The 15,878-nt window shown below is 49.3% G+C and carries 13 protein-coding genes and 3 tRNA genes; 7 read left to right on the top strand and 9 right to left on the bottom strand.

Annotation, left to right across the window (positions count from 1 at the left end; genetic code table 11):
• Positions 1–179 precede the first annotated feature (179 nt).
• Positions 180–734: a nucleotidyltransferase family protein gene (locus tag ACXAGQ_RS24095; RefSeq protein ID WP_475257352.1), complete on the bottom strand. Its 555-nt coding sequence runs from the start codon at positions 732–734 to the stop codon at positions 180–182.
• Positions 735–820: 86 nt separating this feature from the next.
• Positions 821–1,153, bottom strand: a complete 333-nt coding sequence (locus ACXAGQ_RS24090; RefSeq protein WP_044620558.1) for a tRNA-binding protein — start codon at positions 1,151–1,153, stop codon at positions 821–823.
• Between the two features lie 248 nt (positions 1,154–1,401).
• On the opposite strand from ACXAGQ_RS24090, the gene ebgR reads away from it, so the two are divergent.
• From ebgR to ACXAGQ_RS24065, 5 genes are all read left to right on the top strand, one after another.
• Positions 1,402–2,385 (top strand): transcriptional regulator EbgR, encoded by a 984-nt coding sequence (ebgR, locus tag ACXAGQ_RS24085; protein ID WP_475257351.1) that lies wholly within the window; start codon positions 1,402–1,404, stop codon positions 2,383–2,385.
• 326 nt (positions 2,386–2,711) lie between these two features.
• Positions 2,712–5,828: a beta-galactosidase subunit alpha gene (gene ebgA, locus ACXAGQ_RS24080; protein WP_475257350.1), complete on the top strand. Its 3,117-nt coding sequence runs from the start codon at positions 2,712–2,714 to the stop codon at positions 5,826–5,828.
• Positions 5,829–5,842: 14 nt separating this feature from the next.
• Positions 5,843–6,295, top strand: coding sequence for a beta-galactosidase subunit beta (locus tag ACXAGQ_RS24075; protein WP_475257349.1), 453 nt, complete (start codon positions 5,843–5,845; stop codon positions 6,293–6,295).
• Positions 6,296–6,388: 93 nt separating this feature from the next.
• On the top strand, positions 6,389–7,822 hold the full coding sequence (locus tag ACXAGQ_RS24070) for an amino acid permease (protein WP_475257347.1): 1,434 nt from the start codon (positions 6,389–6,391) through the stop codon (positions 7,820–7,822).
• A 251-nt stretch (positions 7,823–8,073) separates the two neighbouring features.
• On the top strand, positions 8,074–9,501 hold the full coding sequence (locus tag ACXAGQ_RS24065) for an amino acid permease (protein WP_475257346.1): 1,428 nt from the start codon (positions 8,074–8,076) through the stop codon (positions 9,499–9,501).
• A gap of 52 nt (positions 9,502–9,553) precedes the next feature.
• Here ACXAGQ_RS24065 and ACXAGQ_RS24060 read toward each other — a convergent pair whose 3' ends face one another.
• The 3 genes from ACXAGQ_RS24060 to ACXAGQ_RS24050 form a co-directional block, all read right to left on the bottom strand.
• Positions 9,554–10,546 carry an alpha/beta hydrolase gene (locus tag ACXAGQ_RS24060; RefSeq protein ID WP_475257345.1) on the bottom strand — a complete coding sequence of 331 codons (993 nt, stop codon included), beginning with the start codon at positions 10,544–10,546 and terminating at the stop codon, positions 9,554–9,556.
• 205 nt (positions 10,547–10,751) lie between these two features.
• Positions 10,752–10,842: transfer RNA gene (locus ACXAGQ_RS24055), tRNA-Ser, on the bottom strand.
• Between the two features lie 103 nt (positions 10,843–10,945).
• Positions 10,946–11,521 carry a dioxygenase family protein gene (locus tag ACXAGQ_RS24050; protein ID WP_475257444.1) on the bottom strand — a complete coding sequence of 192 codons (576 nt, stop codon included), beginning with the start codon at positions 11,519–11,521 and terminating at the stop codon, positions 10,946–10,948.
• Between the two features lie 109 nt (positions 11,522–11,630).
• Between ACXAGQ_RS24050 and ACXAGQ_RS24045 the strand changes: the two genes are divergently transcribed.
• On the top strand, positions 11,631–11,993 hold the full coding sequence (locus ACXAGQ_RS24045) for a hypothetical protein (protein ID WP_475257343.1): 363 nt from the start codon (positions 11,631–11,633) through the stop codon (positions 11,991–11,993).
• Positions 11,994–12,121: 128 nt separating this feature from the next.
• Entirely contained in the window at positions 12,122–13,294 is a 1,173-nt protein-coding gene (locus ACXAGQ_RS24040; RefSeq protein ID WP_475257342.1) for an iron-containing alcohol dehydrogenase, read from the top strand.
• A gap of 310 nt (positions 13,295–13,604) precedes the next feature.
• Here the strand turns inward: ACXAGQ_RS24040 and ACXAGQ_RS24035 are convergent.
• The 4 genes from ACXAGQ_RS24035 to ACXAGQ_RS24020 form a co-directional block, all read right to left on the bottom strand.
• A tRNA-Asp gene (locus ACXAGQ_RS24035) sits at positions 13,605–13,681 on the bottom strand.
• A gap of 41 nt (positions 13,682–13,722) precedes the next feature.
• Positions 13,723–13,813: transfer RNA gene (locus ACXAGQ_RS24030), tRNA-Ser, on the bottom strand.
• 99 nt (positions 13,814–13,912) lie between these two features.
• Entirely contained in the window at positions 13,913–14,428 is a 516-nt protein-coding gene (locus ACXAGQ_RS24025; RefSeq protein ID WP_475257340.1) for a SixA phosphatase family protein, read from the bottom strand.
• A gap of 199 nt (positions 14,429–14,627) precedes the next feature.
• On the bottom strand, positions 14,628–15,875 hold the full coding sequence (locus ACXAGQ_RS24020; RefSeq protein ID WP_475257339.1) for an ABC transporter substrate-binding protein: 1,248 nt from the start codon (positions 15,873–15,875) through the stop codon (positions 14,628–14,630).
• Positions 15,876–15,878 lie beyond the last annotated feature (3 nt).

Below are 15,878 nucleotides of genomic sequence, written 5' to 3'. Positions count from 1 at the left end.
TACAGCTTTTACAAAAAGGATCGTTGAACACTTTTTGAGCAGCACGTATTATCCGTGCCGTTCACGTTCATTAGACATGTTTCCTTTTTATGTATTTAGTTTCTAGATTTGGTGCCCCTCACTGACCCTGTCAGCTGAGGGGATTTTTTTGCCTCAAGCTTGGCCCCACTACCGTGGACTCAACAAGTCTGCGATTTCACTTGCAGTTTTGGCCAATGCTGTAGCCAACTCTTTCCCTTGACCCGCTCGTTAAACAGTGAAAGTAGCCGCTTAGGATTAGGGGTAAGTTGCAACGCGAACAAAGACTCAAAACCAAAGGCAGCAATACATTCATACTCCCCTTGCCTATTAAGCCGAACACCTACTGCGGTTTCTTTCTCAGGCCAATAGCTCATAGCATCTAGCGTACTCGAATAAGGCTTGTCGCCATTGCGGTGATGCATTAAAGCCTGGTTTCTCACCTGCCAATCGAACTCTGGCATCATTTTCACTAACTGGCGTTCGTAAACTTGATATTGGTTGGGATCATCTTCATCGAGATCAAAGTACACCACATCCACATCATTGAGCGGCGTTGGTTTGCTGCAGCCATGAAGGTGATCCCAAACGAGATTGCGGACAAACCCCGCCGCCAAGTAGCATTGTGGTAGGTTCAATTTGCGGGCACATTGCAGCGCCCTATACCGGCCTTCGTCTTGATCCAGCCACTTGGCAATAAGTTCATTTGTCCGCATAAAATAGAGTAATCCCTATCAATAATCCCTATCAACAACCCCTGCCCCTGCCAACAATCCCAGCCCACAACCTAAGGCAAAAAGGCTTAAACGATTTTTACCCCGGCAGGCATCGCACGCTCAGGGGTTAGCAATACACTTTCCGACTCGTCATCAGTTTCAGCACAAAGCAACATACACTCAGACGTTTCACCGCGCATCTTGGCTTTGGCCAGATTGCACAATACCACCACCTGCTTACCCATCAATTCTTCCTCGGTATAGTAAGGCACCAAACTGGTCACTGTCTGGAGTGTTCTCTCACCTACATCGATTTGGACAATATACAGCTTGTCAGCATTTTGGTGGCGGGCCACCTCGATGATTTTACCGGTGCGGATCTCCAACTTGGCGAAATCTGAATAAGCGATGGTTTCCATTGTGCATTTCCTTTTAAAGTAAATTTTACTAAAACACTTTTAACTTACCAGAAGAATGAAAGATGGCAAGCGCCTCTGACCCTTTTATGTACGATGCGCACATATCAACATCAACATCTCCGTATACCTCTACAAGTTTATTCGAAATGATTTTAGTAAAACGTAGAACTCCCCCTTGGAGTATGTTTAAAATAGTAAAATTGATAGACCGCTCACGGTGAGTGAGCCTTGCCAATGGATACAAGTAAATGGCGACACTGAAAGACATCGCGACGGAAGCGGGCGTATCTCTGGCGACGGTATCACGGGTTCTCAACGATGACCCGACGCTAAGCGTCAAAGAAGAAACCAAGCATCGAATCCTCGAAATCGCTGAAAAGCTGGAATACAAAACCAGCAACGCCAAGGCCTTAGCGACCAGCAAAAAGCAACAACAGCACTTCATGGCTGTTTACAACTACAAGCAAGAAGCTGAAGTTAACGACCCCTATTACCTCTCTATTCGCTATGGTATCGAAACCCAGTGCAGCAAGTTAGGCGTTGAGCTAACCAACTGCTACAACGGCGAAATTGCCAATGAAAACAGTAAAGTTAGCGGCATTATCCTGGTCGGCCGCAATAGCTCGAAAGTCCTTGAGAAAGTAAAGAGCCTTTCAGACAATATTTGCTTTGTCGATTTCAGTGAGACCCACTCGCCATACGATTCTGTCGATATTGACTTGGCAAGGGTCAGCAAGGAAATCACCGACTTTTTCATTAAACAAGGTTACCAGCGTATAGGTTTTATTGGCGGCCAGGATTTACCGGATGTCGCTGATATACGTGAAGAAGCTTTTACGGAATACGGCCAGCTTAAAGGAGTGGTATCCAGCAATGATATCTACCGCGGCGAGTTCACAAGCTCTTCCGGCTATGATCTCGCCAAAGAGATGCTGGCAAACGGCGATTACCCGTCAGCCTTGTTTGTCGCTTCTGACTCTATCGCCATTGGTGTATTACGGGCGATCCACGAACATGGCCTGAAGATCCCTGAAGATATCGCCCTAATCAGTGTTAACGATATCCCAACCGCGAAGTTTACCTTCCCGTCATTATCTACGGTTCGTATTCACTCAGAAATGATGGGCATTCAAGGCGTTAACTTGCTGGTTGAGAAAATACGCGACGGCAGGACGCTACCGCTGCAAGTCTATGTACCAAGCCAGCTCAAGCTGCGAGATACCACGAAGTAACACTAGGCTTTCGCTTGACTGTCGATTGCAATATAAGGCGCTGATGTACAGCGCTTTTTTATTACCTTCCATCAGCACCATCACTCAAATCCCACCAAAAAGCACAGGCCACTACCTCGCCTCTTAACTCAATAAAAAATCCGCCCTGAATTTCTTAACCACCATCACACTATTGAGCGGCTCAATAGTTAAAACCGTGATCGAGTTAAAGCATCCAATTTTTACCGATTTCATTTAGTAAAATTTTTACTAAAATAATTCTCAAGTTACCTGACCAACGTCCTGGTCATGGCAAAAAAACATCGGTATTGAACCGGAGGCATTTCGTGAACAATTGGGAAAACTTCCTTCACCTACATGAGAACCGTCTTGCACCACGTGCATACTTCTTCTCGTACAACTCCCTAACCAGCGCACAGACTTTCCAGCGTGAGCTCAGCAGCAACTTCATGTTGCTCAGCGGACAGTGGCAGTTCCAATACTTCAACCATCCGCTATTGGTACCAGAAGAGTTTTACTCGCAGCCAATGGCGAACTGGGGCCAAATCACTGTCCCAAATATGTGGCAGATGGAAGGCCATGGCGACCTGCAATACACCGATGAGGGCTTCCCTTTCCCTATTGATGTCCCGTTCGTCCCAACCGACAACCCAACCGGTGCCTACCAGCGTACCTTTACGCTGGGTGCCAACTGGCAAGACAAGCAGACCATCATCAAGTTCGACGGTGTCGAGACCTACTTCGAAGTCTATGTTAACGGTGAGTACGTCGGCTTCAGCAAAGGCAGCCGCCTAACGGCCGAGTTCGACATCAGCCAGTACGTCCAGCAAGGCGACAACCTGCTTTCGGTACGTGTGATGCAATGGGCTGACTCCACCTACATTGAAGATCAGGATATGTGGTGGACAGCCGGTATCTTCCGCGATGTGTACCTTGTCGGTAAAGAGCAAGTACATGTTCAGGATTTCACGGTTCGCACAGACTTTGCTGATGACTACCAGCAAGCCACACTATCTTGCACCGTCGAGATTGAAAACCAGTCTGCAACCCAGGCATCGGGCTTTGCCCTGGAATACGCGCTTTATGATAAAGGGCAGATCATTGCCGAGGGTGCATGTTCTCACCTGGCTATCGATGCCAATTCACAGGAACAGACGCAGACACAATTTGCCATCGAGCTGGATAACCCGACCCACTGGACAGCGGAAAACCCTTACCTGTACCAGCTAGTCCTAACGCTTAAAGATAACTTGGGTAACACCCTGGAAATCATTCCACAGCGAGTCGGCTTCCGTGATATCAAAGTGCGCGACGGCCTGTTCTACATCAATAACCAATACGTCATGCTGCACGGCGTCAACCGCCACGACAACGACCACCTCAAAGGCCGTGCTGTAGGTATGGATCGGATCGAAAAAGATCTGATCCTGATGAAACAGCACAACATCAACTCGGTTCGGACCGCGCACTACCCTAATGATCCGCGCTTCTATGAGCTGTGTGATATCTACGGCCTGTTCGTCATGGCTGAGACTGATGTCGAAACCCATGGTTTTGCCAATGTCGGCGACCTGAGCCGCATCACCGACGATGCCGAGTGGGAAACGGTTTTCGTTGATCGTGCAGTACGCCATGTTCACGCCCAGAAGAACCACCCTTCGATCATCATGTGGTCACTCGGTAACGAATCTGGCTACGGCTGTAATATCCGCTCGATGTATGACGCTACCAAAGCGATTGATGACACCCGCTTGGTACACTACGAAGAAGACCGTGACGCAGAAGTGGTTGATGTCATCTCCACTATGTACTCCCGAGCCCAGTTGATGAACTACTTCGGCGAGCACCCGCACGATAAACCTCGCATCATTTGTGAATATGCCCACGCCATGGGCAACGGCCCGGGCGGCCTGACCGAATACCAGAACGTGTTCTACCAGCACGACCACATCCAGGGGCATTACGTCTGGGAATGGTGTGATCACGGCATTCTAGCCCGTGATGAAAACGGCACCGAATTCTACAAGTACGGCGGCGATTTCGGCGATTACCCGAACAACTACAACTTCTGTATGGATGGCCTGATCTACCCGGATCAAACTCCTGGGCCTGGCCTGAAAGAGTACAAACAAGTGATTGCACCGGTGAAGATCCGTGCTATCGACGAGCAAGCCGGTAAATTCTTGGTCGAGAACAAACTTTGGTTCACTGATTTAAACGATTACACCATCACTGCCGACGTTCGAGCCGAGGGGGAAACCCTTCGCACCGTTCAGTTCAAAGTTGAAGATCTCGCCGCTAACTCAAGCCGTGAAATCACAATCGCTATTCCTGAACTGGACCAACGTGAAGTGTTCATCAACTTCACGGTTCGCAAAGACAGCCGCACACTGTATAGCGCCACTAACCACAACATTGCGGTTTACCAGTACCAGCTTAAAGAAAACACAGCAAACGAAGTGCGCTTTACCAACCAAAATGCCACACCGCTGATGGTGGAAGAGAGCCGCCTGAGCACAGTAATTACCGGTCATAACTTCGCGCTGAGCTTCTCGAAAGTCAACGGTAAGCTGACGTCTTGGCTGGTTAACGGTAAGGAGCTGATCAAGTCCGCCCCGAAGTTGAACTTCTTCAAGCCGATGATCGACAACCACAAGCAAGAGCACGAGGGCCTGTGGGAACCTGCACACCTACAAATTATGCAGGAGCACTTCCGCACTATCGACGTGGTTAACAACAACGGCTCTGTTGAAATTACGACCACCAGCATCATTGCCCCGCCGGTGTTTGATTTCGGTATGCGCTGTGAATACCGCTACCAGATCACCGCACAAGGCCAGCTCAACATCGAACTGAGTGGCGAGCGCTACGGCGACTACCCGCATGTTATTCCGGTTATCGGTCTGGACTTGGGGATCAACGGCGATTTCGACCAAGTGAAATACTACGGCCGCGGCCCGGAAGAAAACTATCAGGACAGCAAGCAGGCGAACCTGATTGATATCTACCAGAGCTCTGTTGCCGATATGTTCGAGAACTACCCATTCCCGCAGAACAACGGAAACCGCCAGCATGTACGTTGGGCAGCACTGACCAACCGTCACGGTGCAGGCCTATTGGTTAAACCACAGCAGGAAATCAACTTGAGTGCGTGGTTCTACACCAACGAGAACCTGCATCAAGCCCAGCACACTATCGAGCTGGCTAAGAGCGGCTTCATCACCCTGAACCTTGACCATAAGGTGATGGGCCTAGGATCCAACTCCTGGGGTAGTGAAGTCCTCGATTCTTACCGTGTCTACATGGATGAGTTCCGCTACGGCCTAACCCTGATGCCGTTACAGGCGGGAAATTGCAACGCGCAAGCCATGGCTGGCCATGACTTCGGCAACAGCTTCTTCACCGCGACCTCAAACCTAAACCCAGACTCAAACAACCAGTAAACGAGGCGACAATCATGATCGTGCTAGAGAGCCTAGAGCAATTCAAAGTGGTGTACCGCGATGGCCGTAAATGGAACCGCTGCATAGAAGCGATTGAAAACATCGCCAATATCAAAGATGGCGTAATGCACTCCATCGGCGATTCACTGGTTTACATGATTGAAGACGGTGTTGCCCACAACACCGCTACCTTCGAAGGCAACCGCCGTTACTTCGATGTGCATTACTACTTGGAAGGGCGCGAAACCGTCGAGTTCGCTGACAAGTCAGCGCTTGAAGTGGTGGAAACCTACCGCGACGAAACCGACCGTGAATACCTGCAAGGCGAAGGCGACAGCCGTGAGCTATGCGAAGGCCAAGTGGCAGTATTCGACAACAACAAAGCGTATCGCTTCCACGGTGACAACCGAGTACGCAAGGTCGTGCTGAAAGTAACCATCGAAGATGGCTATTTCCTAAATAAGTAAACAAGACATTCAAAAAATAATAACGGAAGGGCCCGGCTTAGTTCGGCAGCCCTTCCAACACCCTAGATATAACGTGACTCTTCGGAGATAAAAATGTCTGATACAAAACGTAATACGATAGGCAAATTTGGCTTGCTCTCCCTGACATTTGCGGCAGTTTTCAGCTTCAACAATGTCATCAACAACAACATTGAGATTGGCTTGGCCTCCGCGCCGATGTTCTTCCTGGCCACGCTCTTTTACTTCATTCCGTTCTGTTTGATTATTGCTGAGTTCGTTTCGCTCAACAAAGACTCAGAGGCAGGGGTTTATGCCTGGGTGAAAAGCTCGCTCGGTGGCCGCTGGGCGTTCATCTCCGCCTATACCTACTGGTTCGTTAACCTGTTCTTCTTTACGTCGCTGCTACCAAGGGTTATTGCCTATGCGTCGTACGCCTTCCTCGGTTACGAATACATCCTGACGCCATTTACTACCACGGCGCTGAGTATGATCTTGTTTGCTTTCGCAACCTATGTCTCGACCAATGGTGCGAAGATGCTTGGCCCTATCACGTCAGTCACTTCCTCTCTGATGCTGCTACTGACCATGTCCTATATCTTGCTATCAGGCGCTGCGCTGATTGGTGGGGTTCAGCCGGCTGATCCAATCACAGTGGACGCAATGATCCCTGAATTCAGCTGGGCCTTCCTCGGTATTACCACCTGGATCTTCATGGCAGCCGGTGGTGCTGAATCGGTGGCTGTTTACGTTAACGACGTCAAAGGCGGCTCCAAGTCATTCGTCAAAGTCATCATCGTCGCGGGTATTGTTATCGGTGCGCTGTATTCCGTCGCTTCCGTCCTTATCAACGTCTTTGTATCGAGCGACGTACTGAAATACACCGGTGGTTCGGTACAGGTATTCGAAGGCATGGCTAGTTACTTCGGCCTGCCGGAAATTCTGATGAACCGCTTTGTCGGCCTGGTTTCCTTCACTGCGATGTTCGGTTCGCTACTGATGTGGACAGCGACGCCGGTAAAAATCTTCTTCTCTGAAATCCCAGAAGGCATCTTCGGCAAGAAGACCGTTGAGCTGAACGAAAACGGCGTCCCAGCCCGTGCGGCATGGGTGCAGTACGCCATTGTCTTCCCGCTGATGATTATCCCAACACAGGGCTCGGACACGGCGCAAGATTTAATGAATACCGTAATCAACATGACAGCTGCGGCTTCAATGCTACCACCGCTGTTCATCATGCTGGCCTACCTGAACCTGCGTCTGAAGCTCGACCACCTAGAACGTGACTTCAAGATGGGCTCACGCAAATTGGGGATCGCCGTGGTATCAGTCCTGATCGGTATTTTCTCGGTGGGTTTCCTGGCTTCGACCTTCCCGACCGGCGCCGACATCATGACCATCATCTTCTACAACGTGGGCGGCATCGTGATCTTCCTTGGCTTTGCATGGTGGAAGTACAGCCAGTACGAAAAGTCACTGGGTGAAGAGGAGCGCATCAAAGAAGCTGCGCCAACCCTAGCTACTGACTAATAGACCACTGAGTAACACATAAAAATGGCAGAGAAAGCCAATATCCAGCTTTCTCTGCCAGCACATCAGCAAAGCCAGACAGCACTTAGAAAACACGGCGCAGAACCGTAGCTCGGATAACACAACCAGAACGACCAAATAGACACAGCAGCCCAGTGCTGTTATACCCAAGTAACCTTCGGGCACCTCCAGGTTACTTAGGTATAACCACACAACATCAGGTCCTAACAGACACAATAACGGAGGACACAATGTCTGAATCCTTACGCGGCACGATTGGCAAGTTTGCGTTGCTATCGATGACCTTTGCGGCCGTATTCAACGTACGCAACATCGTGAACAACAACATCGAGCTGGGCTTGAGCTCCGCACCTATCTTCCTGCTGGCAACCGTGGTCTACTTTATCCCTTTCGTGTTCATTATTGCCGAATTCGTATCGGCCAATAAGAATTCCGAATCGGGTATGTACGACTGGCTGAAAAAACCGCTGGGCTCCAAAGCCGCTTACCTTGGCTCTTTCCTTTACTGGTTCGTTAATCTGTTCTGGTTCGTCTCGCTACTACCGAACGTTATCGCCTATGCGTCCTACGCGATGCTGGGTTACGAATACACCTTCTCGCCAATGGTCACCTCGCTGATCTCTATCGTGCTATTTGCTGCAGCCACCCACATCTCCACCAAAGGGGCGTCTTGGCTGGGTAAAATCTCCGAAATCGTTGCCTACGGTGTATTCGCACTGTTCGCCATCTATGTGCTTGGCGCCTTGATGGCCCTGAGCGGTGACTACACCCCTGCCCAACCAATTACCATGGAAGCGATGACGCCAACCATCAACTGGGCAACGCTGGGGATCATGTGCTGGATCTTCCAGGCAGCTGGCGGTGCAGAAACCGCAGCGGCCTACCTTAACGACGTCAAAGGCGGTCACAAGTCATTTATCAAGGTGATCATCGCCGCGGGTGTGGTAATCGGGGCTATGTACGCGATTGGTTCTCTACTAGTTAACGTCTTCGTGGCCCGAGAAGATTTGACCTATGCCGGTGGTATGGTCGAAATCTTTACCGGTATGGCAAACTACTTCGAGATCTCACAAGCACTGGTTGGTCGCTTTGTTGGTATTATCCTGTTTATCGCCATGTTCGGTTCGATGATGATGTGGACAGCCGCTCCAGTGAAAATCCACTTCTCTGAAATCCCTAAAGGCGTTTACGGTGAGAAGACTACCGAACTTAACGAGCACGGTGTACCGGTTCGTGCCGCATGGTGGCAGTTCGCCTTCGTCTTGGTGATGCTTATCGTTAACGGCTTCGGCTCTGAATCTGTCCAGGACATGATGAACCAGGCCATCAACCTTACAGCCGGTACCGCAATGCTACCGCCGATCTTCATCATGGCTGCCTACTTCGTGTTCCGCTGGAAATACGATGACACCCCGCGTGATTTCCGTATGGGCTCGCGCAATGTTGGTATGGCGATTGTATCGGTACTTATCGTTATCTTCGTTGTAAGCATGACCGCATCAGCCTTCCCAACTGGCGTTAACCTCGTCCGCGCGTTCTTCATCAACGTGTTCATGACCGCGGTATTCTCTGCCGTTGCATGGTGGTGGATCTCTCGCTTCGAAAAAAAGCAGGCTGGCAAAAGCGTTGAAGCTAAACAAGAAGTTGTGACTCAGTAAACAAAACCCAGTAAGTAAAACTACAGCGCCCGCGGTTCACACCGCGGGCTTTTTATTTTTTATGCATAACAGTGAGCCATTGGTTAATCTTTGCAGCTGTTTTCTCACTTGAGACTATATCAAGATGTTTAGTATTACCCAGTATATGAAACTCAATTTGTGGTGCGTATTCACTTAATATTGTCTGATATGCATCAGGATAAAAAGCCTCATCTAATTCGCCAATAAGTAATAACCCAGGCTTAGTATTGTTGCCTAAGTCAGTTTTATAGTGTGCAGGGGCAAATGATTCATTCAAACGGTAGCTATAACTAGCAACTTGCAAGTCATCATTTACATCTTCTGGACGGTTAAAAAACAATACAGGCAGCCCATTTAAAAATGTTATACCAATAATATTAAGCATCGCCAGACCTGCATACCTACGTTCATGTACCTGGACCCAACCACCAGAATTGGGCCGGACAGTTGGCGCTTTATAGCCAAGATATGGAGCCAGCAATATAGCGCCGTCAAACTTCGTAAGATGATTGCCACTGTATTTAACCGCAAGGCCACCACCTGAGGAATGCCCTCCTATCAGTACAGTTGTGATTTCACTAGTGCTTTTGAGATGGATGAGGAAATCTTCTACATCATGTTCAAACTGGCCGATATAGTTTACATCTCCCGGTTTCACACCTTTTGATAGACCATGCCCCCGCAAATCGGGAATGATCACCGTTGCATCAGATAACTTATTTATACGCTCTGCAAGCGTAGTTAAATATCGTCCTTCAGAGCCAGAACCATGGATTAATATGACACCAAGATCTGACGTCCCAGTTATCCGCCTATAAAATAACTGAGTCCCATCTCGAGCAATATAATTTTTCTCCTCTGTACTATCCATTGGCTTTTGGGAGGATTCCAATACTTCAAAATCCAACCCTTCCTGTGAGATATGCCTTTTAAACGGGAAATAGATAAGCGAGAGAGCTATCGCTAAATAGATCACTAGCGATATCGCAATAAATACCAATATTTTAAAGAGTATGGCTGTCATGGCCTATTCCTAAGGTTCGCTCCATAAGTCAAGACTAGTGGTAGATTCATAAGTTTGTTCAGGAATAGCAATCATCTTTTGAAAGTGAGAAGTGGGCTTTCTCTATGTGTCGAGCGTTTTGGGTATGGCGGATTTGATTCAAATCCCATTTCACTTAACTCTGCGCATACAAAAAAGCCTCGTCATATGACGAGGCTTTCGAATGTGGCGGAGAGATAGGGATTTGAACCCTAGATACGCTACAAACGTATGCCGGTTTTCAAGACCGGTGCTTTCAACCACTCAGCCATCTCTCCGTAAGTGCGGCGTATAATATAGAGCTATCTGGGTGTTGTAAACACCCAAAACAACTGACTGCTCGTAATACCACCAACTTTCCCGCTTTTGAGAAACATCTGTTCAACTAACCACAATAAAGTCGAATTCGCCCACGACTTCACCAGACAATTCTTTGGGATCAAACTGGAGATATTGACGTTCTCGACCGCCCCACCACTCATTGCCCGTTTGGCCTTTGAGGTAAAGTTGCGTGGTCAGCAGTTCCTTGTTACCGCGCCAGAGTTTGACATGAATATGCGGAGGGCGGCCGGTATACGGTACAGGGTTGATGGTACGGAACCGGTATTGGCCATTAGCGTCGCTTTCTACTGCCCCAAAGCCTGCAAAGTGCCGGTCGAAGTCTTGGTTATCGGGTTGCTGAGGGTGATCGTAGACCCCATTACCATCACATTGCCAAATTTCAACTTTCACCCCAGCAAGAGGCTTGCCGTCTGGGCTCAATACCCGACCGAGTAATTGAATGAGTTCACCGCTTAAACCTTGCTCCTGCAAAATCAGATTCGAGCGCAAAGGGATCGGCGTAACAGGATAAAATGGGCCCTCAGCCTGTGATGGTGTAACGGTATAAGCGCTCTTCGCCCAAAGCGGCTTCACAAATAACATCGACCATAGCGCTAAAAAATGCCTTCTCTTCATCATTCCCTCTCCCTTACCTGGCTTATTTACATTGTGGCAGCCAACGAAGAAATTGCAGTGCATTAACCGCCGGCCTGTGCCACGATAATAAAAAACAGTAGGAGCAAAAATGAGCCTTAATCAAGCAAGTTTAGTGATACCCGCACATATGTTACCGGGCGGAGTCGCCCCTATCGCCTCTGAGTTCGGCTTTGAGCAAGTCGACAAGCGACGCCTGGAAAACGGGGAAAGCGTTGTTTTAACCCAATATACCTTCCACTCGCCTTTGGGGACTGTCGATAAAACCTTGCTAGACAAAACTTTCGACAAAGCCACTGAGCATTTTATTTGGCACCTTGCCAAAGGCACACCCTACCAAATTAACAAATCATTCAGTGATGGCACTCAAAGCAGCAAAAGCTATGTATATCGCAACAACAGGCTCACAACCCAAACTTCCCCCCTAGCGGAGCTACTGGCCAATAGCCAATAGCCAATAGCCAATAGCCAATAGCCAATAAGCACATAGCATCACATTTTTGCTTAAGTATGAACCACATCCCATACACGAATGGCCTACGCTGTCTATAATTCAAACACGTGTTTAAAAGGATGTTCACTATGTTGCTCTACAAAACGGTGGTTGGAATCAATAAACAGCTCAACAAACTCATCTCGATTCCCTTCCCCCACTTGGAAATGGGTACCGACAGTATTACCCATGCTGGCTCTTTGATGGCAGCGCAAGGTGCAAAGAAAGTGCTTATTGTTACCGATGCCGTCCTCCACTCACTCGGCATGACCGATGCCTTATGTGATTCACTCGAAGGGCAAGGTATTAGTTATGTTATCTATGATGAAGTAAAACCCAACCCGACCATTGCCAACGTAGCAGTCGGTGCCGATGTATTCCGGGATCAAGGCTGCAATGCCATTATCGCTATCGGCGGCGGCTCACCCATCGACTGTGCCAAAGCCATTGGTGCCAAGGTAGTCAGAGATAGGCCAGTACGTAGATTGGCGGGCAAGTTGAAAATAAGAAAAAAGCTGCCTCCCTTTATGGCGATACCAACCACAGCGGGAACGGGTTCGGAAGCCACCGTTGCTGCAGTTGTCTCAGACCCGAGCGCACGGGAGAAGTTTGCTATTGTCGATCCAGTGATTATGCCAGACATTGCCCTGATCGACCCAAAACTCATGGTTGGCCTGCCCAAGCCCATAACAGCGGCTACGGGAATGGATGCACTCACCCACGCCATCGAATCATTTATCGGTACTTACCACACCCCGCTAACCGATAAATATGCCACCCAGGCGACCAAAAAGATCTTTGCCCATTTAACGACGGCTTTTGAAGATGGTAATAACCTTGAAGCCAGGGAGCAAATGGCCGTTGCTTCCTATGAAGCTGGCTGCGCCTTCACCCGTGCTTACGTCGGCTATGTCCATGCCTTTGCCCATCAACTCGGCGGCATGTACAACATCCCCCACGGACTAGCTAATGCCGTACTGTTGCCAGAAGTGCTAAATCTGTTAAAACCATACTGTGAAAAGCGGCTCGCGTTACTTGCCGAAGTCATTGGGTTAAATACCGCAGATGAGTTCATTGCTGCAGTAAGCGATCTCAACACCCAGCTGGCGATCCCAACAGCTTTCCCTGAACTCAAAGCAGAAGAAATTCCACTCATCACCCAACGCGCCCTTGCCGAAGCCCACGGTACTTACCCAGTTCCGGGTTACCTCAGCCAGCAGCAAGGCGAAGGGTTATTGAGGAAGTTTCTTGCCAAGGAATAGAGAGGAACGCAGCACTTTCGGGAGCATTAAATACGAAAAAAGCCTGACGCTTTCGCATCCGGCTTAAATCAGTGGCGGAGCGGCCGGGAGTCAACGCGCACGGCCAGTGCCGCGACCAAGAGGCCGAAGGACTCTCGTCGAGGGAATTTATATACAAAAAAGACCCAGTCTTTCGACTGAGCCTTCAGTGTAGTGGCGGAGCGGATGGACTCGATGGTCCGGCATCCCGGCCCGCAGACAAAAGTGCGCAGCACTTTCGGGAGCGGTAAATACGAAAAAGCCTGACGCTTTCGCATCAGGCTAATGTCGTTGGCGGAGCGGACGGGACTCGAACCCGCGACCCCCGGCGTGACAGGCCGGTATTCTAACCAACTGAACTACCGCTCCAATTCTTTGTAAAGCTCAACCTTGGTCAAACTTTTAGAATGTGGCGGAGAGATAGGGATTTGAACCCTAGATACGCTACAAACGTATGCCGGTTTTCAAGACCGGTGCTTTCAACCACTCAGCCATCTCTCCGTAAGTGCGGTGTATACTATATGGCTTTAGCAGGTATGTAAATCCCTTACAAACCAAGTGGTTGTTATTTCACCACAAACCAATAAAACAAAACAATGTTTACTCAACCTCTTTTGTCAGGTGCTCAGGACGCAACCGCTTGGGGTAGTCATAGTAGAACAAGGTACCCTGCTCTTCATCAACAGCCTGCCAGCAATCGACTTCAAAGCCGAATACAACAACCCCGCAGGTTGGCAAGTTCTCCTCCTTGAAGCCAAACATCTGGGCAAGCACCGTCATTGCTGGGTTATGCCCCACCAGCATCAGGCGCTCAACCACATCGCTGGTTTCGCGGATGATATCCATGAGTTCAAATGCTGACTCGGTATACACCCTTGGGTCTGATTCAAGCTTTGGCGAGCAGTCTAATCCCTCAGAAAAAGCATAAGCCGTCTGTGCCGCGCGCAGAGCCGAACTCGTTTTAATTAACTGCGGCCCCTGCTGCCAACCGTTCAGGCGGTGAACCATCTTCGGAACATTTTTCAGGCCTCGGTTATTGAGGGGGCGCTCATGATCGTCGAGCGAAGGGTTTCCCCAATCAGATTTTGCATGGCGCACTAAAAATAATAATTTCATTGCTCTTCCCCTATATAAAGCAGGCTAGAGACTTAGTCATTTCAGCTAAGGTATAGCCATAACCACACTTTTACTATCCGGGCTTTATCCGGATGTTTGGTATAAGTATATAAAAATTAAAGAGGAAGGCTGTTTCGATTACAAAAAAAGGGCTGCCTGTTGGGCAACCCTTTATGAAATTTTACCCAATAACAAAGCTCTACATGGCTGATTTCACAGCCCGTGCCAGCCTATCGACTGCCTGCTCCGGATCGGCAGTTTTCGCATTGAAGAAGTTACTGACCACATCGAAAATTGCCGCCTGCACGTAACTGGTCGTCGCCAAGCCTTGCGACACACTCGGCACCAGGCCACCGGAACGGCTGCTTTGCTTGAAGACGACCAGAGAATCTTTGGCGCACTGGTCAAACTCGGACAAATCCATATCCATCCGTACCGGAATTGAGCCCTTGCTAAGGTTAAACGAAGACTGGAACTCCTTATCCAAAATTGCCCTAGCCAAGTCTTTTTGCGCTTGGCTATTGGCGTCATCGGTCAACTTGAAGAAGGCAAAGCTATCTATATTGTAAGTAAACAGACCCTGTGTGCCTGGTGCTGCCATACACAGGTAATCTTTACCCGGTATTTTGCCATCGGCTTCGAATTCCCCTTTGGCCCAGTCGCCCATGATCTGCATCGCTGCTTCACCGCTACTCACCATGGCCGTTGCCGAACTCCAATCTCGCCCACGGTAGCTAGCCCCGACATATTCCCGCATCCGGCGGAACTGGGTAAAGACATCGACCATCTTATCTCCGCCAAGCACTGACATATCCAGCTCTACAAAGGCGCGCTGGTAGTCTGCCGGGCCGAGTACGGCAAGGGCTACCGCTTCAAACAAAGTGACGTTTTGCCATGGCTGGCCACCATGGGCCAAAGGAACGAACCCCGCTTGCTGAAGCTTTTCAGCAGCCACAAAAAACTCATCAAGTGATCTAGGCACCTCGACGCCCGCTTTGGCAAACACCTTAGGATTGGCCCACAGCCAGTTAACCCGGTGGATATTGACCGGCACCGCAACATAATCACCGCCATACATCATGATTTGACGGGCGACCGGAGGCAGGATTTTCGACCAGTTATCTTCAGCGGCAACATCATTAAGGTCGGTCAAAAAACCTAACCGCCCCCACTCCTGAATATCATGCCCTTTGATCTGCGCAGCTGAAGGCGGGTTCCCCGAGACCGCACGGGTTTTCAGTACCGTCATGGCGCTCTCGCCACCGCCTCCTGCAATGGCAAAGTCTTTCCAGTCATTCCCCTGTGCTTGGATTTTATTTTTCAGCAAAGAGACAGAACGGGCTTCCCCGCCGGATGTCCACCAGTGCAGTACTTCCACTTCCCCAGCAGAAGCCGAACCACCAGCGAACAACAACAAAGCCGATATCAAGGTGTGTTTCGTGTTCATTGA

The organism is Photobacterium sp. ABD4_091 (assembly GCF_056160145.1).
The sequence above is the reverse complement of the archived record's forward strand: the minus strand, read 5'-3'. Positions and strand labels throughout refer to the sequence as shown.